General features: G+C 70.9%; 18 protein-coding genes. 17 read left to right on the top strand and 1 reads right to left on the bottom strand.

Going from position 1 to position 18,335, the window contains the following annotated elements:
* Positions 1 to 126: 126 nt before the first annotated feature.
* From aroC to nusB, 7 genes are all read left to right on the top strand, one after another.
* The gene (gene aroC / locus ACIPSE_RS35070; protein WP_401670856.1) at positions 127 to 1,311 is read left to right on the top strand and encodes a chorismate synthase; all 1,185 of its coding nucleotides are present in this window, start codon (positions 127 to 129) and stop codon (positions 1,309 to 1,311) included.
* Complete coding sequence (locus tag ACIPSE_RS35065; RefSeq protein WP_401670853.1) at positions 1,308 to 1,823, top strand: shikimate kinase; 516 nt, start codon at positions 1,308 to 1,310, stop codon at positions 1,821 to 1,823. Before aroC ends, ACIPSE_RS35065 begins: the two co-directional genes overlap by 4 nt.
* Positions 1,820 to 2,911, top strand: a complete 1,092-nt coding sequence (gene aroB / locus ACIPSE_RS35060) for a 3-dehydroquinate synthase (protein ID WP_401670850.1) — start codon at positions 1,820 to 1,822, stop codon at positions 2,909 to 2,911. Before ACIPSE_RS35065 ends, aroB begins: the two co-directional genes overlap by 4 nt.
* Positions 2,912 to 3,075: 164 nt before the next feature.
* On the top strand, positions 3,076 to 3,918 hold the full coding sequence (locus ACIPSE_RS35055; protein WP_401670848.1) for a Pro-rich N-terminal domain-containing protein: 843 nt from the start codon (positions 3,076 to 3,078) through the stop codon (positions 3,916 to 3,918).
* A gap of 67 nt (positions 3,919 to 3,985) precedes the next feature.
* Positions 3,986 to 5,092, top strand: a complete 1,107-nt coding sequence (locus ACIPSE_RS35050) for an aminopeptidase P family protein (RefSeq protein ID WP_401670846.1) — start codon at positions 3,986 to 3,988, stop codon at positions 5,090 to 5,092.
* Positions 5,093 to 5,151: 59 nt separating this feature from the next.
* Positions 5,152 to 5,718, top strand: coding sequence for an elongation factor P (gene efp, locus ACIPSE_RS35045; protein ID WP_401670843.1), 567 nt, complete (start codon positions 5,152 to 5,154; stop codon positions 5,716 to 5,718).
* A gap of 2 nt (positions 5,719 to 5,720) precedes the next feature.
* On the top strand, positions 5,721 to 6,155 hold the full coding sequence (gene nusB / locus ACIPSE_RS35040) for a transcription antitermination factor NusB (protein WP_401670840.1): 435 nt from the start codon (positions 5,721 to 5,723) through the stop codon (positions 6,153 to 6,155).
* A gap of 194 nt (positions 6,156 to 6,349) precedes the next feature.
* On the opposite strand, the gene bldD is transcribed toward nusB, so the two are convergent.
* On the bottom strand, positions 6,350 to 6,853 hold the full coding sequence (gene bldD / locus ACIPSE_RS35035) for a transcriptional regulator BldD (RefSeq protein ID WP_401670838.1): 504 nt from the start codon (positions 6,851 to 6,853) through the stop codon (positions 6,350 to 6,352).
* Positions 6,854 to 7,105: 252 nt separating this feature from the next.
* Between bldD and pyrR the strand changes: the two genes are divergently transcribed.
* The 10 genes from pyrR to gmk all read left to right on the top strand — a co-directional run bounded on the left by pyrR (position 7,106) and on the right by gmk (position 18,330).
* Entirely contained in the window at positions 7,106 to 7,684 is a 579-nt protein-coding gene (pyrR, locus tag ACIPSE_RS35030) for a bifunctional pyr operon transcriptional regulator/uracil phosphoribosyltransferase PyrR (RefSeq protein ID WP_401670836.1), read from the top strand.
* Positions 7,685 to 7,768: 84 nt separating this feature from the next.
* Complete coding sequence (locus ACIPSE_RS35025; RefSeq protein WP_401670833.1) at positions 7,769 to 8,746, top strand: aspartate carbamoyltransferase catalytic subunit; 978 nt, start codon at positions 7,769 to 7,771, stop codon at positions 8,744 to 8,746.
* Between the two features lie 5 nt (positions 8,747 to 8,751).
* Positions 8,752 to 10,038 (top strand): dihydroorotase, encoded by a 1,287-nt coding sequence (locus ACIPSE_RS35020; protein WP_401670831.1) that lies wholly within the window; start codon positions 8,752 to 8,754, stop codon positions 10,036 to 10,038.
* A complete protein-coding gene (locus ACIPSE_RS35015; protein ID WP_401670828.1) occupies positions 10,035 to 10,604 on the top strand; it encodes a hypothetical protein in 570 nt (189 codons plus the stop codon). The genes ACIPSE_RS35020 and ACIPSE_RS35015 overlap by 4 nt, the downstream gene beginning before the upstream one ends.
* Positions 10,601 to 11,758, top strand: coding sequence for a glutamine-hydrolyzing carbamoyl-phosphate synthase small subunit (gene carA / locus ACIPSE_RS35010; protein WP_401670826.1), 1,158 nt, complete (start codon positions 10,601 to 10,603; stop codon positions 11,756 to 11,758). Before ACIPSE_RS35015 ends, carA begins: the two co-directional genes overlap by 4 nt.
* On the top strand, positions 11,751 to 15,059 hold the full coding sequence (gene carB, locus ACIPSE_RS35005) for a carbamoyl-phosphate synthase large subunit (RefSeq protein WP_401670824.1): 3,309 nt from the start codon (positions 11,751 to 11,753) through the stop codon (positions 15,057 to 15,059). The genes carA and carB overlap by 8 nt, the downstream gene beginning before the upstream one ends.
* 51 nt (positions 15,060 to 15,110) lie before the next feature.
* Positions 15,111 to 16,217: a quinone-dependent dihydroorotate dehydrogenase gene (locus ACIPSE_RS35000; RefSeq protein ID WP_401670821.1), complete on the top strand. Its 1,107-nt coding sequence runs from the start codon at positions 15,111 to 15,113 to the stop codon at positions 16,215 to 16,217.
* Positions 16,214 to 17,053 carry an orotidine-5'-phosphate decarboxylase gene (gene pyrF, locus ACIPSE_RS34995; protein WP_401670819.1) on the top strand — a complete coding sequence of 280 codons (840 nt, stop codon included), beginning with the start codon at positions 16,214 to 16,216 and terminating at the stop codon, positions 17,051 to 17,053. Before ACIPSE_RS35000 ends, pyrF begins: the two co-directional genes overlap by 4 nt.
* A 299-nt stretch (positions 17,054 to 17,352) precedes the next feature.
* Positions 17,353 to 17,676 carry an integration host factor gene (locus ACIPSE_RS34990; protein WP_003977346.1) on the top strand — a complete coding sequence of 108 codons (324 nt, stop codon included), beginning with the start codon at positions 17,353 to 17,355 and terminating at the stop codon, positions 17,674 to 17,676.
* A gap of 60 nt (positions 17,677 to 17,736) precedes the next feature.
* Positions 17,737 to 18,330, top strand: coding sequence for a guanylate kinase (gene gmk, locus ACIPSE_RS34985; RefSeq protein WP_401670817.1), 594 nt, complete (start codon positions 17,737 to 17,739; stop codon positions 18,328 to 18,330).
* Positions 18,331 to 18,335: the final 5 nt, after the last annotated feature.

Genomic DNA, 18,335 nt, shown 5'->3' with positions numbered 1-18,335 from the left:
CATGTCCGTGGGACATGGGAGGATCGAAGGTGGCGGGCCGGGGCCGCGCACCCGGTCGCGCCATCGCCGTACGCGAGGACACGCGTACGCAGGGCAGTACGAGGGCGCGAGCACTGAGGAGCACCGTTGAGCAGGTTGCGCTGGCTGACCGCGGGGGAGTCCCACGGTCCCGCACTTGTCGCGACGCTGGAGGGCCTTCCCGCCGGCGTGCCGATCACGACCGAGATGGTCGCCGACCATCTGGCGCGGCGCCGGCTCGGTTATGGCCGCGGTGCCCGGATGAAGTTCGAGGCCGACGAGGTCACCTTCCTGGGCGGTGTCCGGCACGGCCTGAGCCTCGGCTCCCCGGTCGCCATCATGGTCGGCAACACCGAGTGGCCCAAGTGGGAGCAGGTCATGTCGGCCGACCCGGTCGACCCCGAGATCCTCGCGGGCCTCGCCCGCAACGCCCCGCTGACCCGCCCGCGCCCCGGCCACGCCGACCTCGCCGGCATGCAGAAGTACGGCTTCGACGAGGCCCGGCCGATCCTGGAGCGCGCCTCCGCCCGCGAGACCGCCGCCCGGGTGGCGCTGGGCGCGGTGGCCCGGTCGTACCTCAAGGAGACCGTCGGCGTCGAGATCGTCTCGCACGTCGTCGAGCTGTGCTCCGTCAAGGCCCCGCAGGGCGTCTACCCGACCCCGGCCGACGTCGAGAAGCTGGACGCCGACCCGCTGCGCGTCATGGACGCCGACGCGTCGAAGCAGATGGTCGCCGAGGTGGACCAGGCTCACAAGGACGGCGACACCCTCGGCGGTGTCGTCGAGGTGCTGGCGTACGGCGTGCCCGTCGGGCTCGGTTCGCATGTGCACTGGGACCGGAAGCTGGACGCCCGGCTGGCCGGCGCGCTCATGGGCATCCAGGCGATCAAGGGCGTGGAGATCGGCGACGGCTTCGAGCTGGCGCGGGTCCCGGGCTCCAAGGCGCACGACGAGATCGTGAACACCCCCGAGGGCATCCGCCGCGTCTCCGGACGCGCGGGCGGCACCGAGGGCGGACTGTCCACCGGTGAGCTGCTGCGGGTGCGGGCGGCCATGAAGCCGATCGCGACCGTCCCGCGCGCCCTCCAGACGGTCGACGTCGCCACCGGTGAGGCCACGCAGGCCCACCACCAGCGCTCCGACGTCTCCGCGGTCCCGGCCGCGGGCATCGTCGCCGAGGCGATGGTGGCCCTCGTGCTCGCCGACGCGGTCGCCGAGAAGTTCGGCGGCGACAGCGTGGCCGAGACCCGCCGCAACGCCCGCTCGTACCTCGACAACCTGCACATCCGATGAGCGCGCCGCTGGTCGTCCTCGTCGGCCCGATGGGCGTGGGCAAGTCCACCGTCGGCCTGCTGCTGGCCGAGCGCCTCGGCGTGGCCTACCGCGACACCGACGAGGACATCGTCACCGAGCAGGGCCGGGCCATCGCCGAGATCTTCGTCGACGAGGGCGAGAGCGCCTTCCGGGCGATCGAGAAGGCCGCCGTGGCCCGCGCCCTCGGCGCGCACGAGGGTGTCCTCGCGCTCGGCGGCGGCGCGATCCTCGACGAGGACACGCGCGCGCTGCTCGACGGGCTGAAGGTCGTCTACCTCTCGATGGACGTCGAGGAGGCGGTCAAGCGCACCGGTCTCAACCAGGCCCGCCCGCTGCTCGCGGTCAACCCGCGCAAGCAGTGGCGCGAGCTCATGGAGGCCCGGCGCCACCTCTACGAGTCGATCGCCACCGCCGTCGTCGCGACCGACGGCCGCACGCCCGAAGAGGTCACCCAAGTCGCCCTGGACGCACTGGAGTTGAAGGAAGCATGAGCGAGACGGTGACACGGATCCAGGTCGGCGGCACGGCGGGCTGCGAGCCGTACGAGGTCCTGGTGGGCCGTCAGCTCCTGGGCGAGCTGGGGACCCTGGTCGGGGAGAAGGCCAAGCGGGTCGCGGTGATCCACCCCGAGGCGCTCGCCGAGACCGGTGACGCGCTCCGCGCCGACCTGGCCGGACAGGGCTTCGAGGCGATCGCCATCCAGGTGCCGAACGCGGAGGAGGCGAAGACCGCCGAGGTCGCCGCCTACTGCTGGAAGGCGCTCGGCCAGTCCCACTTCACCCGCTCCGACGTCGTCGTCGGTGTCGGCGGCGGCTCCACCACGGACCTGGCCGGGTTCGTCGCCGCGACCTGGCTGCGCGGGGTGCGCTGGATCGCGATCCCCACGACCGTCCTCGCGATGGTCGACGCGGCCGTCGGCGGCAAGACCGGCATCAACACCGCCGAGGGCAAGAACCTCGTCGGCGCCTTCCACCCGCCCGCGGGCGTGCTCTGCGACCTCGCCGCGCTGGACTCGCTGCCCGTCAACGACTACGTCTCCGGCCTCGCCGAGATCATCAAGGCCGGCTTCATCGCCGACCCGGCGATCCTGGAGCTCATCGAGGCGGACCCGCAGGCCGCCCGCACCCCGGCGGGACCGCACACCGCCGAGCTGATCGAACGCTCGATCCGGGTCAAGGCCGAGGTCGTCTCCTCCGACCTGAAGGAGGCGGGCCTGCGCGAGATCCTCAACTACGGCCATACGCTCGGCCACGCCATCGAGAAGAACGAGCGGTACAAGTGGCGCCACGGCGCCGCCGTCTCCGTCGGCATGCACTTCGCCGCCGAGCTCGGCCGGCTCGCGGGCCGGCTGGACGACGCCACCGCCGACCGGCACCGCGCGGTCCTCGAATCCGTCGGCCTCCCGCTGCACTACCGCTACGACCAGTGGCCCAAGCTGCTGGAGGCGATGAAGGTCGACAAGAAGTCCCGCGGCGACCTGCTCCGTTTCATCGTCCTGGACGGACTGGCCAAGCCGACCGTCCTGGAGGGGCCCGATCCGGCCGTGCTGCTCGCCGCGTACGGCGAAGTGGGCCAGTAAGTCCCACCGCACGCCGTACGCCCGATTTCCCCTGTGGACATGGGCACTTCGAACCGCCCCCGGCCGTTCACCAATCGACGGCCGGGGGCGGTACCGTTCGGTAAGGAGCGGGTCCGCACCCCGCTGCCAGCACCCATGGCCCGTACGAGATGGAGTGGCACCGGATGCAGCACGCAGTGGGTCCTCCGCTGCCGCCGCCCCACCAGCCGGGGCACGGACCGGCCTCCGGCTGGTCGCCGGCCGCACAACACCCGGGTCCCCAGCACCCGGGCGCGCACCAGGGCTCCGCCCCGGTCCCGCCACCGCCTCCCGCCCCGGGCTTCGCACCGCCGCCCCCGCAGGCGCCGGCACCGCCCGTCCCGGACACCACCGGCCATGTGCCGCTGCCGCCCGGCGGTCCCGTCGGCGTGCCGGCCGCCCCGCCCGCCGCGGTCGTCCCGGACCCGACCAGCACGACCCTCGCGGTGCTGCTCATCGGGCCGGCCGGCGCGGGCAAGACCAGCGTCGCCAAGTACTGGGCGGACCACCGCCGGGTGCCCACCGCGCACATCAGCCTCGACGACGTCCGCGAATGGGTCCGCTCCGGCTTCGCCGACCCCCAGTCCGGGTGGAACGACCACTCCGAGGCCCAGTACCGCCTCGCCCGCCGCACCTGCGGCTTCGCCGCGCGCAACTTCCTCGCCAACGGCATCTCCTGCATCCTCGACGACGCCGTCTTCCCCGACCGCCCGGTCGTCGGCCTCGGCGGCTGGAAGCGGCACGTGGGCCCCGGACTGCTGCCCGTGGTGCTGCTGCCCGGCCTGGAGATCGTCCTGGAGCGCAACGCGGAACGCTCCGGCAACCGCCGTCTCACCGACGAGGAGGTCGCCCGGATCCACGGCCGCATGGCCGGCTGGTACGGCTCGGGCCTCCCGATCATCGACAACTCGCAGATGGACGTCCCCCAGACGGCACGCGTCCTGGACGACGTGCTGACCCGGAGCATCGCCAGCCCGCCGAGCTGGTAGGAGCCGTCCCGTCCCCCGAACGCCCTCCCAACCGGCACAAAGGGGACAAGGCTCCTACGCTCGTGTCATGTCAGAGGTGTACACGGCCCGCAGACAGCGGCTGAGAGAACGCTGCGACGCGGTGGGCAGCACATCCGCACTGGTGTCGCGCCCCGCCAACGTCCGCTACCTCGCGGGAGCGGCCCCGCAGGGCTCCGTCCTGCTGCTCGGCCGCAGGGAGGACCTCCTGGTGTGCTCCGGCCCCCGGGAGGACCGTCCCGTCGACGGCCGCCCGGACGACGCGCTGCGCCTGCACCTGCTGCCCGGCAGCGGGGGCGACCCGGCCGTCGCGGCGGCCGGTCTCGCGGCGGCGCAGGGCGGCGACACCCTGGCCATAGAGGAGCACCACCTCACCGTGGCCCGCTACCGGGCCATCGGCTCGGTCGCTCCCGGGCTGCGCCTCACGGAGCTGGGCGGTGCCGTCGAGCAGCTCAGGGTGGTCAAGGACGAGGAGGAGATCTCCTTCCTCCGCACCGGCGCCGAGATCGCCGACCAGGCCCTGGGCGAGCTGCTGGAGTCGATCCTCGTCGGCCGCACCGAACGGCATCTCGCGCTGGAGCTGGAGCGGCGCCTGGTGGACCACGGCGCCGACGGCCCCGCGTTCCCGACCTCGGTGGCGACCGGACCGCACTCGGGACGCCGCGGGCACCGGCCCACCGACCGCAGGGTGGAGGAGGGCGACTTCCTCACCGTGTGCATGGGGGCGGCCTATCGCGGCTACCGGTGTGAGATCGGTCGTACCTTCGTCATCGGCACCTCCCCGGCGGACTGGCAGATCGAGCTGTACGACCTCGTCTTCGCCGCTCAGCGGGCCGGACGGGAGTCCCTGGTACCGGGTGCCGCCTACCGTGACGTGGACCGCGCGGCCCGTCAGGTACTGGGTGCCGCGGGGTACTCGGAAGGGCTTCCCGTGCTCACCGGACACGGTGTCGGACTCGAAATCGACGAGGACCCGCAGTTGGCCCCCGCGGCCATGGGTAAACTGGACGCTTGCGTGCCGGTCACCGTCGAACCGGGGGTCCACCTCCCGGGCCGGGGCGGCGTCCGGATCGATGACACGCTCGTCGTGCGCCCTGAGGCGGACGGCGGACCCGAGCTACTCACCATCACGACCAAGGAGCTGCTCGCGCTCTAGCCCCCGGGCTGGGCGTGCGCCCCGGGGTCGTCCACGTCAGTCCAGGAGATTCCGCAACCGTGGCTTCCACGAACGACCTCAAGAACGGCTTGGTGCTCAAGCTCGATGGCGGCCAGCTGTGGTCCGTCGTCGAATTCCAGCACGTCAAGCCCGGCAAGGGCCCGGCCTTCGTGCGCACCAAGCTCAAGAACGTGCTGTCCGGCAAGGTGGTCGACAAGACCTTCAACGCCGGCGTCAAGGTCGAGACGGCCACGATCGACAAGCGCGACATGCAGTTCTCGTACATGGACGGCGAGTACTTCGTCTTCATGGACATGCAGACCTATGACCAGCTCATGGTCGACCGCAAGGCCGTCGGCGACGCCGCCAACTTCCTGATCGAGGGCTTCACCGCCACCGTCGCGCAGCACGAGGGCGAGGTGCTCTTCGTCGAGCTGCCCGCCGCCGTCGAGCTCGTCATCCAGGAGACCGAGCCGGGCGTCCAGGGCGACCGCTCCACCGGTGGCACCAAGCCCGCCACCCTGGAGACCGGTCACCAGATCCAGGTCCCGCTCTTCATCACCACCGGCGAGAAGATCAAGGTCGACACCCGCACGAGCGACTACCTCGGCCGGGTGAACAGCTAACCGTGGCTGCCCGCAACACGGCCCGCAAGCGCGCCTTCCAGATCCTCTTCGAGGGCGACCAGCGCGGCGTCGGTGTCCTCACGGTCCTCGCGGACTGGGTCCGGCTCTCCCGGGACGACACCCGGCAGCCGCCGGTGAGCGAGTACACGATGCAGCTCGTCGAGGGCTACGCCGAGCACACGCGGCGCATCGACGAACTGATCGCGCAGTACTCCGTCGGCTGGACGCTCGACCGGATGCCCGTCGTGGACCGCAACCTGCTGCGCCTGGGCGCCTACGAGCTGATCTGGGTCGACGAGACCCCGGACGCCGTGGTGCTCGACGAGATGGTGCAGCTGGCCAAGGAGTTCTCCACGGACGAGTCGCCGGCCTTCGTGAACGGCCTGCTGGGCCGGCTCAAGGAGCTCAAGCCGTCGCTGCGCCGGGACGAGGCGTAGGCCGGAGCGGCTACCCGCACCACATGCCTCAGGGCCCGCAGCGATCGCGCTGCGGGCCCTGAGGCGTTTTCCGGCCGTGTCGTGCCGCAGGGCACCCGGGGGCCCCGCCAGGCCCGCAGAACGCCGCCGGGGTGGCCGGAACCCTCAAGTTCCGGCCACCCCGGCGGTACGTTTCTGCTCAGTGCCTGGAAGGGTCAGCCCTCTTCGGCGTGGGACACCGCGCGGCGCGCGTCCGCGTCCAGGACACCCCAGTTGATCAGCTGCTCGGTCAGGACCGAGGGCGACTGGTCGTAGATGACGGCGAGTGTGCGCAGGTCGTCCTGGCGGATCGACAGCACCTTGCCGTTGTAGTCGCCGCGCTGGGACTGGATCGTCGCCGCGTAGCGCTGGAGCGGGCCCGCCTTCTCGGCCGGCACGTGGGCCAGCCGCTCCAGGTCGAGGACCAGCTTCGGCGGCGGCTCGGCGGCGCCGCCCGGGGTGGTGCCCGGCAGCAGCTCCTGGACGGGTACGCCGTAGAAGTCCGCGAGCTCGGCGAGGCGCTGCACGGTCACGGCACGGTCGCCGCGCTCGTACGAGCCGACCACGACGGCCTTCCAGCGTCCCTGGGACTTCTCCTCGACACCGTGGAGGGAAAGGCCCTGCTGGGTGCGGATGGCCCGGAGCTTGGCCCCGAGCTGTTTGGCGTATTCGCTGGACATATAGCTCCCCGGCACTGTGTCGACGCGGCCGGCAGGGGCGCCGTACCGCGCGGCTGGTAACTCACTGTGAGGTTACGCAGCGTTACTCTTCTCCGTCAAGCCGAATGAGCCGCACCGACTCTTCCGTGGTACCGGTGGCCGATTAGGCCATGGGGGTGATTTGGGGGCTCGTGCGGCCTGCTACCGTGGATGGCGCAAATCCGACGTCCTTTAAGGTCCGTCCCGTGAGGCGGAGAAGGAGGTCCGTTTCTTATGGACAAGCAGGACCCGCAGCAGGACGCACCGTCCGCCGATGCCCGGCCCGTTCTCGAAGGCCCCGACATCGCCCGTGTGCTGACCCGCATCGCCCACGAGATCGTCGAACGCGCCAAGGGCGCCGACGACGTGGTGCTCCTCGGCATCCCGACCCGGGGCGTCTTCCTCGCCCAGCGGCTCGCCGCCAAGCTGGAGGAGATCACCGAGCGCAAGATTCCGGTCGGATCGCTCGACATCACCATGTACCGCGACGATCTGCGCATGCACCCGCCGCGTGCGCTGGCCCGCACCGAGATCCCCGGTGACGGCATCGACGGCAGACTCGTCGTCCTCGTCGACGACGTGCTCTTCTCCGGCCGCACCATCCGCGCCGCCCTCGACGCCCTGAACGACATCGGGCGCCCGCGCGCGGTGCAGCTCGCGGTCCTCGTCGACCGGGGCCACCGCGAACTGCCCATCCGCGCCGACTACGTCGGCAAGAACCTCCCCACGTCGTTGCGGGAGACGGTCAAGGTCCAGCTCGCCGAGGAGGACGGTCGCGACACCGTGCTGCTCGGCGCGAAGCAGACCCAGTAGCAGGCCAACCGGCACGCCGTGATTCGGCATGCCCTGCCCTGCCCCGGAACCTCCCGAACTGAACTTCCTTACGGAGCCTGACAGATGCAGCGTCATCTCATCTCGGCCGCCGACCTCTCCCGCGACGACGCCGTCCTGATCCTCGACACCGCGGAGGAGATGGCCCGGGTCGCCGACCGGCCCATCAAGAAACTGCCGACCCTGCGCGGGCGCACGGTCGTCAACCTCTTCTTCGAGGACTCCACACGCACCCGGATCTCCTTCGAGGCCGCGGAGAAGCGCCTGTCCGCGGACGTCATCAACTTCACCGCCAAGGGGTCCAGCGTCTCCAAGGGCGAGTCCCTCAAGGACACCGCCCAGACCCTGGAGGCCATGGGCGTCGACGCTGTGGTCATCCGGCACGGCGCCTCCGGCGCGCCCTACCGTCTCGCCACCTCCGGGTGGATCGACGCGGCCGTCATCAACGCCGGTGACGGCACTCACCAGCACCCCACACAGGCCCTGCTGGACGCCTTCACGATGCGCCGCCGGCTCGTCGGCCGGGACGCCGGGCTCGGACAGGACCTGGCCGGCAAGCGGATCACGCTCGTCGGCGACGTCCTGCACAGCCGGGTCGCCCGCTCCAACGTCGACCTGCTGCACACCCTCGGCGCCGAGGTCACCCTCGTCGCCCCGCCCACCCTGGTGCCGGTCGGCGTCGAGCGCTGGCCGTGCGAGGTGTCCTACGACCTCGACGCCGTGCTGCCCAAGTCCGACGCCGTGATGATGCTGCGCGTGCAGCGCGAGCGGATGAACGCCGCGTTCTTCCCGACCGAGCGCGAGTACTCGCGGCGCTACGGCCTCGACGGCGAGCGCATGGCGAAGATGCCCGAGCACGCCATCGTGATGCACCCCGGCCCGATGGTCCGCGGCATGGAGATCACCGCCGAGGTCGCCGACTCCGACCGCTGCACCGTCGTCGAGCAGGTCGCAAACGGAGTGTCCATCCGGATGGCCGTTCTGTACCTGCTGCTCGGCGGAAACGAACCCGCCGTGAGCCACACCCGTACCGAGGAGAAGTAAGACAGATGAGCAAGATCCTGATCCGTGGTGCGAAGGTGCTCGGCGGCGAGCCGCAGGACGTCCTGATCGACGGCGAGACCATCGCCGAGGTGGGCTCCGGCCTCTCCGCCGAGGGCGCCGAGGTCGTCGAGGCCGCCGGCAAGGTGCTGCTGCCGGGTCTCGTGGACCTGCACACGCATCTGCGCGAGCCCGGCCGCGAGGACTCCGAGACCGTGCTGACCGGCACCCGCGCGGCGGCCTCCGGCGGCTACACGGCCGTGTTCGCCATGGCCAACACCTTCCCGGTCGCCGACACCGCGGGCGTCGTCGAGCAGGTCTACCGGCTCGGCCAGGAGCACGGCTACTGCGACGTGCAGCCCATCGGCGCCGTCACCGTCGGCCTGGAGGGCAGGAAGCTCGCCGAGCTGGGCGCCATGCACGAGTCGGCGGCCGGTGTCACCGTCTTCTCCGACGACGGCAAGTGCGTCGACGACGCCGTGATCATGCGCCGCGCCCTGGAGTACGTGAAGGCCTTCGGCGGGGTCGTCGCCCAGCACGCGCAGGAGCCGCGGCTGACCGAGGGCGCCCAGATGAACGAGGGCGTCGTCTCCGCCGAGCTCGGACTCGGGGGCTGGCCCGCGGTGGCCGAAGAATCGATCATCGCCCGGGATGTCCTGCTCGCCGAGCACGTCGGCTCCCGCGTCCACATCTGCCACCTCTCCACCGCGGGCTCGGTCGAGATCGTCCGCTGGGCCAAGTCCCGCGGCATCGACGTCACCGCCGAGGTCACCCCGCACCACCTGCTCCTCACCGACGAGCTGGTCCGGTCCTACAACCCGGTCTACAAGGTCAACCCGCCGCTGCGCACCGAGCGCGACGTGCTGGCCCTGCGCGAGGCGCTCGCCGACGGCACGATCGACATCGTCGCCACCGACCACGCCCCGCACCCGCACGAGGACAAGGACTGCGAGTGGGCCGCCGCCGCCATGGGCATGGTCGGCCTGGAGACCGCGCTGTCGGTGGTGCAGGAGACCATGGTGGACACCGGGCTCCTCACCTGGGCCGGGGTCGCCGAGCGCATGTCCGTCAAGCCCGCCGAGATCGGGCAGGCACGAGGCCACGGCCGTCCCGTCTCGGCTGGTGAGCCCGCCAACCTCACGCTCGTCGACACGGCATACCGTGGGTCCGTGGACCCCGAGGGCTTCGCCTCGCGCAGCCGGAACACCCCGTACGAGGGGCGTGAGCTGCCGGGCCGTGTGACGCACACGTGGCTCCGGGGCAAGGCCACGCTCGTCGACGGGAAGCTCACGTGACACCTGTAATCCTGCTGGCAGCCGAGCAGAAGTCCGCCGAGGTCACCGACTGGGCCGCCCGGGTCGGCTGGCTCGTCGGCCTGGCGCTGTTCGTCGCGCTCATCTACTGGCTGATGCGCGAGGGCTGGAAGTGGCGCGGCACGCTCCAGGGCGACCTGCCCGAGCTGCCCGACGCGCCGGACACGACAGGCCCGGCGAGACTGAGCATGAGCGGCCGCTACCACGGCTCCACCACCGCCGGGCAGTGGCTCGACCGGATCGTGGCGCACGGCCTCGGCACCCGCAGCCGGGTCGAGCTCACGCTGACGGACGAGGGACTGGACGTCGTACGCCCCGGGGCTGCCGACTTCTACGTGCCGCTCGACGCGCTGCGCGAGGCCCGGCTCGACAAGGGCATCGCCGGCAAGGTCCTCACCGAGGGCGGGCTGCTCGTCGTCACCTGGCAGCACGGCGACCGGCTGATCGACTCCGGCTTCCGCTCGGACCGCGCGGCCGAGCACAACGAGTGGGTCGACGTCATTAACTCCATGATCAACAAGAAGACGGAAACGGAAGGCGCACGATGACGACCTCCACGAAGGGGAACGCCTCGCAGAGGAAAGAGGTGCTTCCCGCGGTACTCGTCCTGGAGGACGGCCGGATCTTCCGGGGCCGTTCCTACGGGGCCGTGGGGGAGACCTTCGGCGAAGCGGTGTTCTCCACCGGCATGACCGGCTACCAGGAGACCCTCACCGACCCGTCGTACGACCGCCAGATCGTCGTCGCGACCGCGCCGCAGATCGGCAACACCGGCTGGAACGACGAGGACGACGAATCGTCCCGCATCTGGGTCTCCGGCTACGTCGTGCGCGACCCCGCGCGCGTGCCGTCCAACTGGCGCGCCAAGCGGTCCCTGGACGACGAGCTGGTCGCGCAGTCCGTCGTCGGCATCTCCGGCGTCGACACCCGCGCCCTCACCCGCCACCTGCGCGAGCGCGGCTCCATGCGGGCCGGCGTCTTCTCCGGCACGGCGATCGCCCCCGACGACGAACTGCTCGCCCGGGTGCAGGCCCAGCCGCAGATGAAGGGCGCCTCCCTCTACGAGGAGGTCGCCACCAAGGAGACGTACGTCGTCCCCGCCGTCGGCGAGAAGCGGTTCACCGTCGCCGCGATCGACCTCGGCATCAAGGGCATGACCCCGCGCCGGATGGCCGAACGCGGCATCGAGGTGCACGTGCTCCCGGCCACGGCCACCGCCGAGGACGTCTACGCCCTCGAGCCCGACGGGGTGTTCTTCTCCAACGGCCCCGGCGACCCCGCCACCGCCGACGGTCCCGTCGCCCTGATGACCGCCGTCCTGGAGCGCAGGACGCCCCTGTTCGGCATCTGCTTCGGCAACCAGATCCTCGGCCGCGCCCTCGGGTTCGGCACGTACAAGCTGAAGTACGGCCACCGCGGCATCAACCAGCCCGTCCAGGACCGTACGACCGGCAAGGTCGAGGTCACCGCGCACAACCACGGGTTCGCCGTGGACGCGCCGCTCGACCGGGTCAGCGAGACGAAGTTCGGCCGCGCCGAGGTCTCCCACGTCTGCCTGAACGACGACGTGGTGGAGGGCCTCCAGCTCCTCGACCAGCCCGCCTTCAGCGTCCAGTACCACCCCGAAGCGGCAGCGGGCCCGCACGACGCCGCCTACCTCTTCGACCGCTTTGTATCCCTGATGGAGGGCCAGCGTGCCTAAGCGCACCGATATCCAGTCCGTCCTGGTCATCGGCTCCGGCCCGATCGTCATCGGCCAGGCCGCCGAGTTCGACTACTCCGGCACCCAGGCGTGCCGCATCCTGCGCGCCGAGGGCATCCGCGTCATCCTGGTCAACTCCAACCCGGCGACGATCATGACCGACCCGGAGATCGCCGACGCCACCTACGTCGAGCCGATCACCCCCGAGTTCGTCGAGAAGATCATCGCCAAGGAGCGCCCCGACGCCCTGCTGCCCACCCTGGGCGGCCAGACGGCCCTCAACACGGCCATCTCGCTGCACGAGGCGGGCACGCTGGAGAAGTACGGCGTCGAGCTCATCGGCGCCAACGTCGAGGCCATCAACAAGGGCGAGGACCGCGATCTCTTCAAGGGCGTCGTCGAGGAGGTCCGCAAGAAGATCGGCCACGGCGAGTCCGCCCGCTCGGTCATCTGCCACTCCATGGACGACGTCCTCGCGGGCGTCGACACCCTCGGCGGCTACCCCGTCGTCGTCCGCCCCTCCTTCACCATGGGCGGCGCCGGCTCCGGCTTCGCGCACGACGAGGAGGAGCTGCGCCGCATCGCCGGACAGGGCCTCACGCTCTCCCCGACCACCGAGGTGCTCCTGGAGGAGTCCATCCTCGGCTGGAAGGAGTACGAGCTGGAGCTGATGCGCGACAAGAACGACAACGTCGTGGTCGTCTGCTCCATCGAGAACTTCGACCCCATGGGCGTGCACACCGGCGACTCGATCACCGTCGCGCCCGCCATGACGCTGACCGACCGTGAGTACCAGCGCCTGCGCGACGTCGGCATCGCGATCATCCGCGAGGTCGGCGTCGACACCGGCGGCTGCAACATCCAGTTCGCGATCGACCCCGCGGACGGCCGGGTCATCGTCATCGAGATGAACCCGCGCGTCTCGCGGTCCTCGGCGCTCGCCTCCAAGGCGACCGGTTTCCCGATCGCCAAGATCGCCGCCAAGCTCGCCGTCGGCTACACCCTCGACGAGATCCCGAACGACATCACGCGCGAGACGCCGGCCTCCTTCGAGCCGACCCTCGACTACGTCGTCGTCAAGGCCCCGCGGTTCGCCTTCGAGAAGTTCCCGCAGGCCGACTCCACCCTCACCACCACCATGAAGTCGGTCGGCGAGGCCATGGCCATCGGCCGCAACTTCACGGAGGCCTTCCAGAAGGCGCTGCGCTCCCTGGAGAAGAAGGGCAGCCAGTTCACCTTCGTCGGCGAGCCCGGCGACAAGTTGGCCCTCCTGGAGGAGGCGGTCAGGCCGACGGACGGCCGGATCAACGCCGTCATGCAGGCCATCCGCGCGGGCGCCACCCCGGAGGAGGTCTTCGAGCACACGAAGATCGACCCCTGGTTCGTCGACCAGCTCTTCCTGATCAAGGAGATCGCCGACGAGCTGGCCGCCGCCGAGCGCCTGGACGCCGACCTGCTCGCCGAGGCCAAGCGGCACGGCTTCTCCGACCAGCAGATCGCCGAGATCCGCGGCCTGCGCGAGGACGTCGTCCGCGAGGTCCGGCACGCGCTGGGCGTCCGCCCCGTCTACAAGACGGTCGACACCTGCGCCGCCGAGTTCGCCGCGAAGACGCCGTACTTCTACTCCTCCTACGACGAGGAGACCGAGGTCGCGCCCCGCGAGAAGCCGGCCGTCATCATCCTCGGCTCCGGCCCCAACCGCATCGGCCAGGGCATCGAGTTCGACTACTCCTGCGTCCACGCCTCCTTCGCGCTCAGCGAGGCCGGCTACGAGACCGTGATGGTCAACTGCAACCCGGAGACCGTCTCCACCGACTACGACACCTCCGACCGCCTGTACTTCGAGCCGCTCACGCTCGAGGACGTGCTGGAGATCGTCCACGCCGAGTCCCTCGCGGGCCCGATCGCCGGTGTCGTCGTCCAGCTCGGCGGCCAGACCCCGCTGGGCCTCGCACAGGCGCTCAAGGACAACGGCGTGCCGATCGTGGGCACCTCGCCCGAGGCGATCCACGCCGCCGAGGACCGCGGCGCCTTCGGCCAGGTCCTCGCCGAGGCCGGCCTGCCGGCCCCCAAGCACGGCACCGCGACCACCTTCGCCGGCGCCAAGGCCATCGCCGACGAGATCGGCTACCCGGTCCTGGTGCGCCCCTCGTACGTCCTCGGCGGACGCGGCATGGAGATCGTCTACGACGAGACCCGCCTGGAGTCCTACATCGCCGAGTCGACCGAGATCAGCCCCTCGCGGCCGGTCCTCGTCGACCGCTTCCTCGACGACGCCATCGAGATCGATGTCGACGCGCTCTACGACGGCGAGGAGCTCTACCTCGGCGGCGTCATGGAGCACATCGAGGAGGCCGGCATCCACTCCGGCGACTCGGCGTGCGCCCTGCCCCCGATCACGCTCGGCGGCCACGACATCAAGCGGCTGCGCGCCTCCACGGAGGCCATCGCCAAGGGCGTCGGCGTCCGCGGCCTGATCAACATCCAGTTCGCGATGGCCGGCGACATCCTCTACGTCCTGGAGGCCAACCCGCGCGCGTCCCGCACCGTCCCCTTCACCTCGAAGGCGACCGCGGTACCGCTGGCCAAGGCCGCCGCCCGGATCTCGCTCGGCGCGACCGTCGCCGAACTGCGCGCTGAAGGGCTGCTCCCGGCCAACGGCGACGGCGGCGAGCTGCCGCTGGACGCCCCGATCTCCGTCAAGGAGGCCGTCATGCCGTGGTCGCGCTTCCGCGACATCCACGGCCGCGGCGTCGACACGGTCCTCGGCCCGGAGATGCGCTCCACCGGCGAGGTCATGGGCATCGACTCCGTCTTCGGCACGGCCTACGCCAAGTCGCAGGCCGGCGCCTACGGCCCGCTGCCCACCAAGGGCCGCGCGTTCATCTCCGTCGCCAACCGCGACAAGCGCTCGATGATCTTCCCGGCGCGCGAACTCGTCGCCCACGGCTTCGAGCTGCTCGCCACCTCCGGCACCGCCGAGGTCCTCAAGCGCAACGGCATCAACGCCACCGTCGTGCGCAAGCAGTCCGAGGGCACCGGTCCCAACGGCGAGAAGACCATCGTCCAGTACATCCATGACGGCGAGGTCGACCTCATCGTCAACACCCCGTACGGCACGGGTGGCCGCCTCGACGGCTACGAGATCCGTACGGCGGCCGTCGCCCGGTCGGTGCCGTGCCTGACGACGGTCCAGGCGCTCGCCGCGGCCGTCCAGGGCATCGACGCACTCAACCACGGCGACGTGGGCGTCCGCTCGCTCCAGGAACACGCGGAACACCTGACCGCGGCCCGCGACTAGCAGCCCTGAGGGGGACACCGGAAACGGTGTCCCCCTCTTCGTGAGGACACCATGTACAAGATCTTCTTCCAGCTCGTCTTCCGGCGCATGGACCCGGAGCGGGCGCACCACCTCGCCTTCCGCTGGATCCGGCTCGCCGCCCGCGTCCCCGTGCTGCGCACTTTCGTCGCCGCCGCGCTCGCACCGCGCCACGAGGAGCTGCGCACCGAGGCCTTCGGGCTGCGCATGCACGGCCCCTTCGGGCTCGCCGCGGGCTTCGACAAGAACGCGGTCGCGATCGACGGCATGTCGATGCTGGGCTTCGACCACGTCGAGATCGGCACGGTCACCGGGGAGGCCCAGCCCGGCAATCCCAGGCAGCGGCTGTTCCGGCTGGTGAAGGACCGTGCGCTGATCAACCGCATGGGCTTCAACAACGAGGGCTCGCTCGCCGTCGCGGCGCGTCTGGCGTCCCGTGAGGCGGTCTTCCGGACCGTCGTGGGCGTCAACATCGGCAAGACCAAGGTCGTCCCCGAGGACGAGGCCGCCGCCGACTACGTGAAGTCGACCGAGCGGCTCGCCCCGTACGCCGACTACCTCGTCGTGAACGTGTCGTCGCCCAACACGCCCGGTCTGCGCAACCTCCAGGCGACCGAGGCGCTGCGCCCGCTGCTCGCCGCCGTCCGCGAGGCCGCCGACGCCACGGTGACGACCCGCCGGGTGCCGCTCCTCGTGAAGATCGCGCCGGACCTGGCGGACGACGACGTCGACGCGGTCGCCGACCTCGCCGTCGAGCTCGGTCTGGACGGGATCATCGCCACGAACACCACCATCGCGCGCGAGGGCCTCGGCCTGCGCTCCGAGCCCTCGCTGGTGAAGGAGACGGGCGGGTTGTCCGGGGCGCCGCTCAAGGCGCGCTCCCTGGAGGTCCTCAGGCGCCTCTACGCGCGCGTGGGCGACCGCATCACGCTCGTGGGCGTCGGCGGCATCGAGAACGCCGAGGACGCCTGGCAGCGCATCCTCGCCGGTGCCACGCTCGTCCAGGGCTACAGCGCGTTCATCTACGAGGGGCCCTTCTGGGGCCGGGCCATCCACAAGGGGCTCGCCGCACGCCTGCGCACGAGCCCGTACGCCACGCTCGCCGACGCGGTCGGCGCCGACGTGAGGGAGACGGCATGACCGAGGCATTCGGCGCCCGCCTGCGCCACTCCATGGACGAGCGGGGCCCGCTGTGCGTGGGCATCGACCCGCACGCCTCCCTGCTCGCCGAGTGGGGCCTGAACGACGACGTGGCCGGTCTGGAGCGGTTCAGCCGCACGGTCGTCGAGGCGCTGGCGGAGCGGGTCGCGGTCCTCAAGCCGCAGGCCGCGTTCTTCGAGCGCTTCGGCTCGCGCGGGGTCGCGGTCCTGGAGCGGTCCGTCGAGGAGGCCCGCGCGGCCGGCGCCCTGGTCGTCATGGACGCCAAGCGCGGTGACATCGGCTCGACCATGGCCGCGTACGCCGAGGCGTTCCTGCGCAAGGACTCCCCGCTGTTCTCGGACGCGCTGACCGTCTCGCCGTACCTCGGCTACGGCTCGCTGGCTCCCGCGATCGCGCTCGCGCGCGAGAACGGCGCCGGGCTGTTCGTGCTCGCGCTGACCTCCAACCCCGAGGGCGGCGAGGTGCAGCACGCGGTGCGCGCCGACGGACGCACCGTCGGGGCGACGATGCTCGCACACCTCGCCGCCGAGAACACGGGGGAGGAGCCCCTCGGCTCCTTCGGGGCGGTCGTCGGCGCCACGCTCGGTGATCTGTCCTCCTACGACCTGGACGTCAACGGACCGCTCCTCGCGCCCGGCATCGGCGCCCAGGGGGCCACCGCGGCCGACCTTCCGTCGGTGTTCGGCTCCGCGACGCGCAATGTCGTCCCCAACGTCAGCCGAGGTGTTCTGCGTCACGGTCCCGACGTGAACGCGCTGCGCGCGTCGGCCGAGCGGTTCGCGGAGGAGATCCGGACCGCCGTGGCGCTCGTATGACAGTCGTCTGACGGTCGTCCGAGGCGTTCGAGAGGTCCCGGGGAGACCTCCGATGAGTGCTTCCCGGACTGCTTGAGTCTGAATACATCCTCAAATCCGGGGCGGTATGTCTGAAATGTCTGGCCTGACGGAGGCTGACCAGGACTTTTCCGCTGTTCTCGCTGACTCTGGCGGACTTGGCCGCTAGTCTCCGAGCAGAGTCAAAGGGCAAGCGTGTTGCTCGTGGCTCCCCAGGTGTGGGGCGACTAGGTTCCTCACCGGTCCGTATCCGACAGTTCGACATCCGAGGTGACGTAGGCGTGGCTCTTCCGCCCCTTACCCCCGAACAGCGCGCAGCCGCGCTCGAAAAGGCCGCCGCGGCTCGCCGGGAGCGGGCCGAGGTCAAGAATCGACTGAAGCACTCCGGCGCCTCCCTTCACGAGGTCATCAAGCAGGGCCAGGAGAACGACGTCATCGGCAAGATGAAGGTCTCCGCCCTCCTGGAGTCCCTGCCGGGCGTGGGCAAGGTCCGCGCCAAGCAGATCATGGAGCGTCTGGGCATCTCCGAGAGCCGCCGCGTGCGCGGTCTCGGCTCGAACCAGATCGCTTCCCTGGAGCGTGAGTTCGGCAGCACCGGCTCCTGAGTCCGGCCCGCGCCGGACCGGGAGTCCCGGGCACTCCGGGATTGCTGGAATAATCGCTGCATGGCTGCAACATTCCGGGGGACGACCCCCGAGCCCCCGGACGTACGTCCGCGGCTGACCGTGCTCTCCGGCCCCTCAGGGGTCGGCAAGAGCACGGTCGTCGCCCATATGCGCAAGGAACACCCCGAGGTCTGGCTCTCGGTGTCGGCGACGACCCGCAAGCCCCGGCCCGGCGAGAAGCACGGGGTCCACTACTTCTTCGTCAGCGACGAGGAGATGGACAAGCTGATCGCCAACGGTGAGCTGCTGGAGTGGGCCGAGTTCGCGGGCAACCGCTACGGCACACCGCGCGACGCCGTGCTGAACCGCCTGGAGTCGGGTGAGCCCGTGCTCCTGGAGATCGACCTCCAGGGTGCCCGGCAGGTCCGCGAGTCCATGCCGGAGGCCCAGCTGGTCTTCCTGGCTCCGCCCTCCTGGGAGGAGCTCGTGCGCAGACTCACCGGACGCGGCACCGAACCGCCCGAGGTGATCGAGCGCCGGCTGGACGCGGCGAAGATCGAGCTGGCGGCCGAGCCCGAGTTCGACGAGACCCTGGTCAACACCTCCGTCGAGGACGTAGCGCGTGAGCTGCTAGCCTTGACGAACGTTGTGTGATCGTT

Source organism: Streptomyces sp. NPDC090106 (assembly GCF_044747265.1).
GTDB lineage: Bacteria > Actinomycetota > Actinomycetes > Streptomycetales > Streptomycetaceae > Streptomyces.
The sequence above is the reverse complement of the archived record's forward strand: the minus strand, read 5'-3'. Positions and strand labels throughout refer to the sequence as shown.

Excerpts from the sequence above, each read along its gene's own strand:
- ACIPSE_RS35065 (WP_401670853.1), top strand. The coding sequence starts at position 1,308 with ATGAGCGCGCCGCTGGTCGTCCTCGTCGGCCCGATGGGCGTGGGCAAG.
- aroB (WP_401670850.1), top strand. The coding sequence starts at position 1,820 with ATGAGCGAGACGGTGACACGGATCCAGGTCGGCGGCACGGCGGGCTGC.
- ACIPSE_RS35055 (WP_401670848.1), top strand. The coding sequence starts at position 3,076 with ATGCAGCACGCAGTGGGTCCTCCGCTGCCGCCGCCCCACCAGCCGGGG.
- ACIPSE_RS35050 (WP_401670846.1), top strand. The coding sequence starts at position 3,986 with ATGTCAGAGGTGTACACGGCCCGCAGACAGCGGCTGAGAGAACGCTGC.
- bldD (WP_401670838.1), bottom strand. The coding sequence starts at position 6,853 with ATGTCCAGCGAATACGCCAAACAGCTCGGGGCCAAGCTCCGGGCCATC.
- pyrR (WP_401670836.1), top strand. The coding sequence starts at position 7,106 with ATGGACAAGCAGGACCCGCAGCAGGACGCACCGTCCGCCGATGCCCGG.
- ACIPSE_RS35025 (WP_401670833.1), top strand. The coding sequence starts at position 7,769 with ATGCAGCGTCATCTCATCTCGGCCGCCGACCTCTCCCGCGACGACGCC.
- ACIPSE_RS35020 (WP_401670831.1), top strand. The coding sequence starts at position 8,752 with ATGAGCAAGATCCTGATCCGTGGTGCGAAGGTGCTCGGCGGCGAGCCG.
- carA (WP_401670826.1), top strand. The coding sequence starts at position 10,601 with ATGACGACCTCCACGAAGGGGAACGCCTCGCAGAGGAAAGAGGTGCTT.
- ACIPSE_RS35000 (WP_401670821.1), top strand. The coding sequence starts at position 15,111 with ATGTACAAGATCTTCTTCCAGCTCGTCTTCCGGCGCATGGACCCGGAG.
- pyrF (WP_401670819.1), top strand. The coding sequence starts at position 16,214 with ATGACCGAGGCATTCGGCGCCCGCCTGCGCCACTCCATGGACGAGCGG.
- gmk (WP_401670817.1), top strand. The coding sequence starts at position 17,737 with ATGGCTGCAACATTCCGGGGGACGACCCCCGAGCCCCCGGACGTACGT.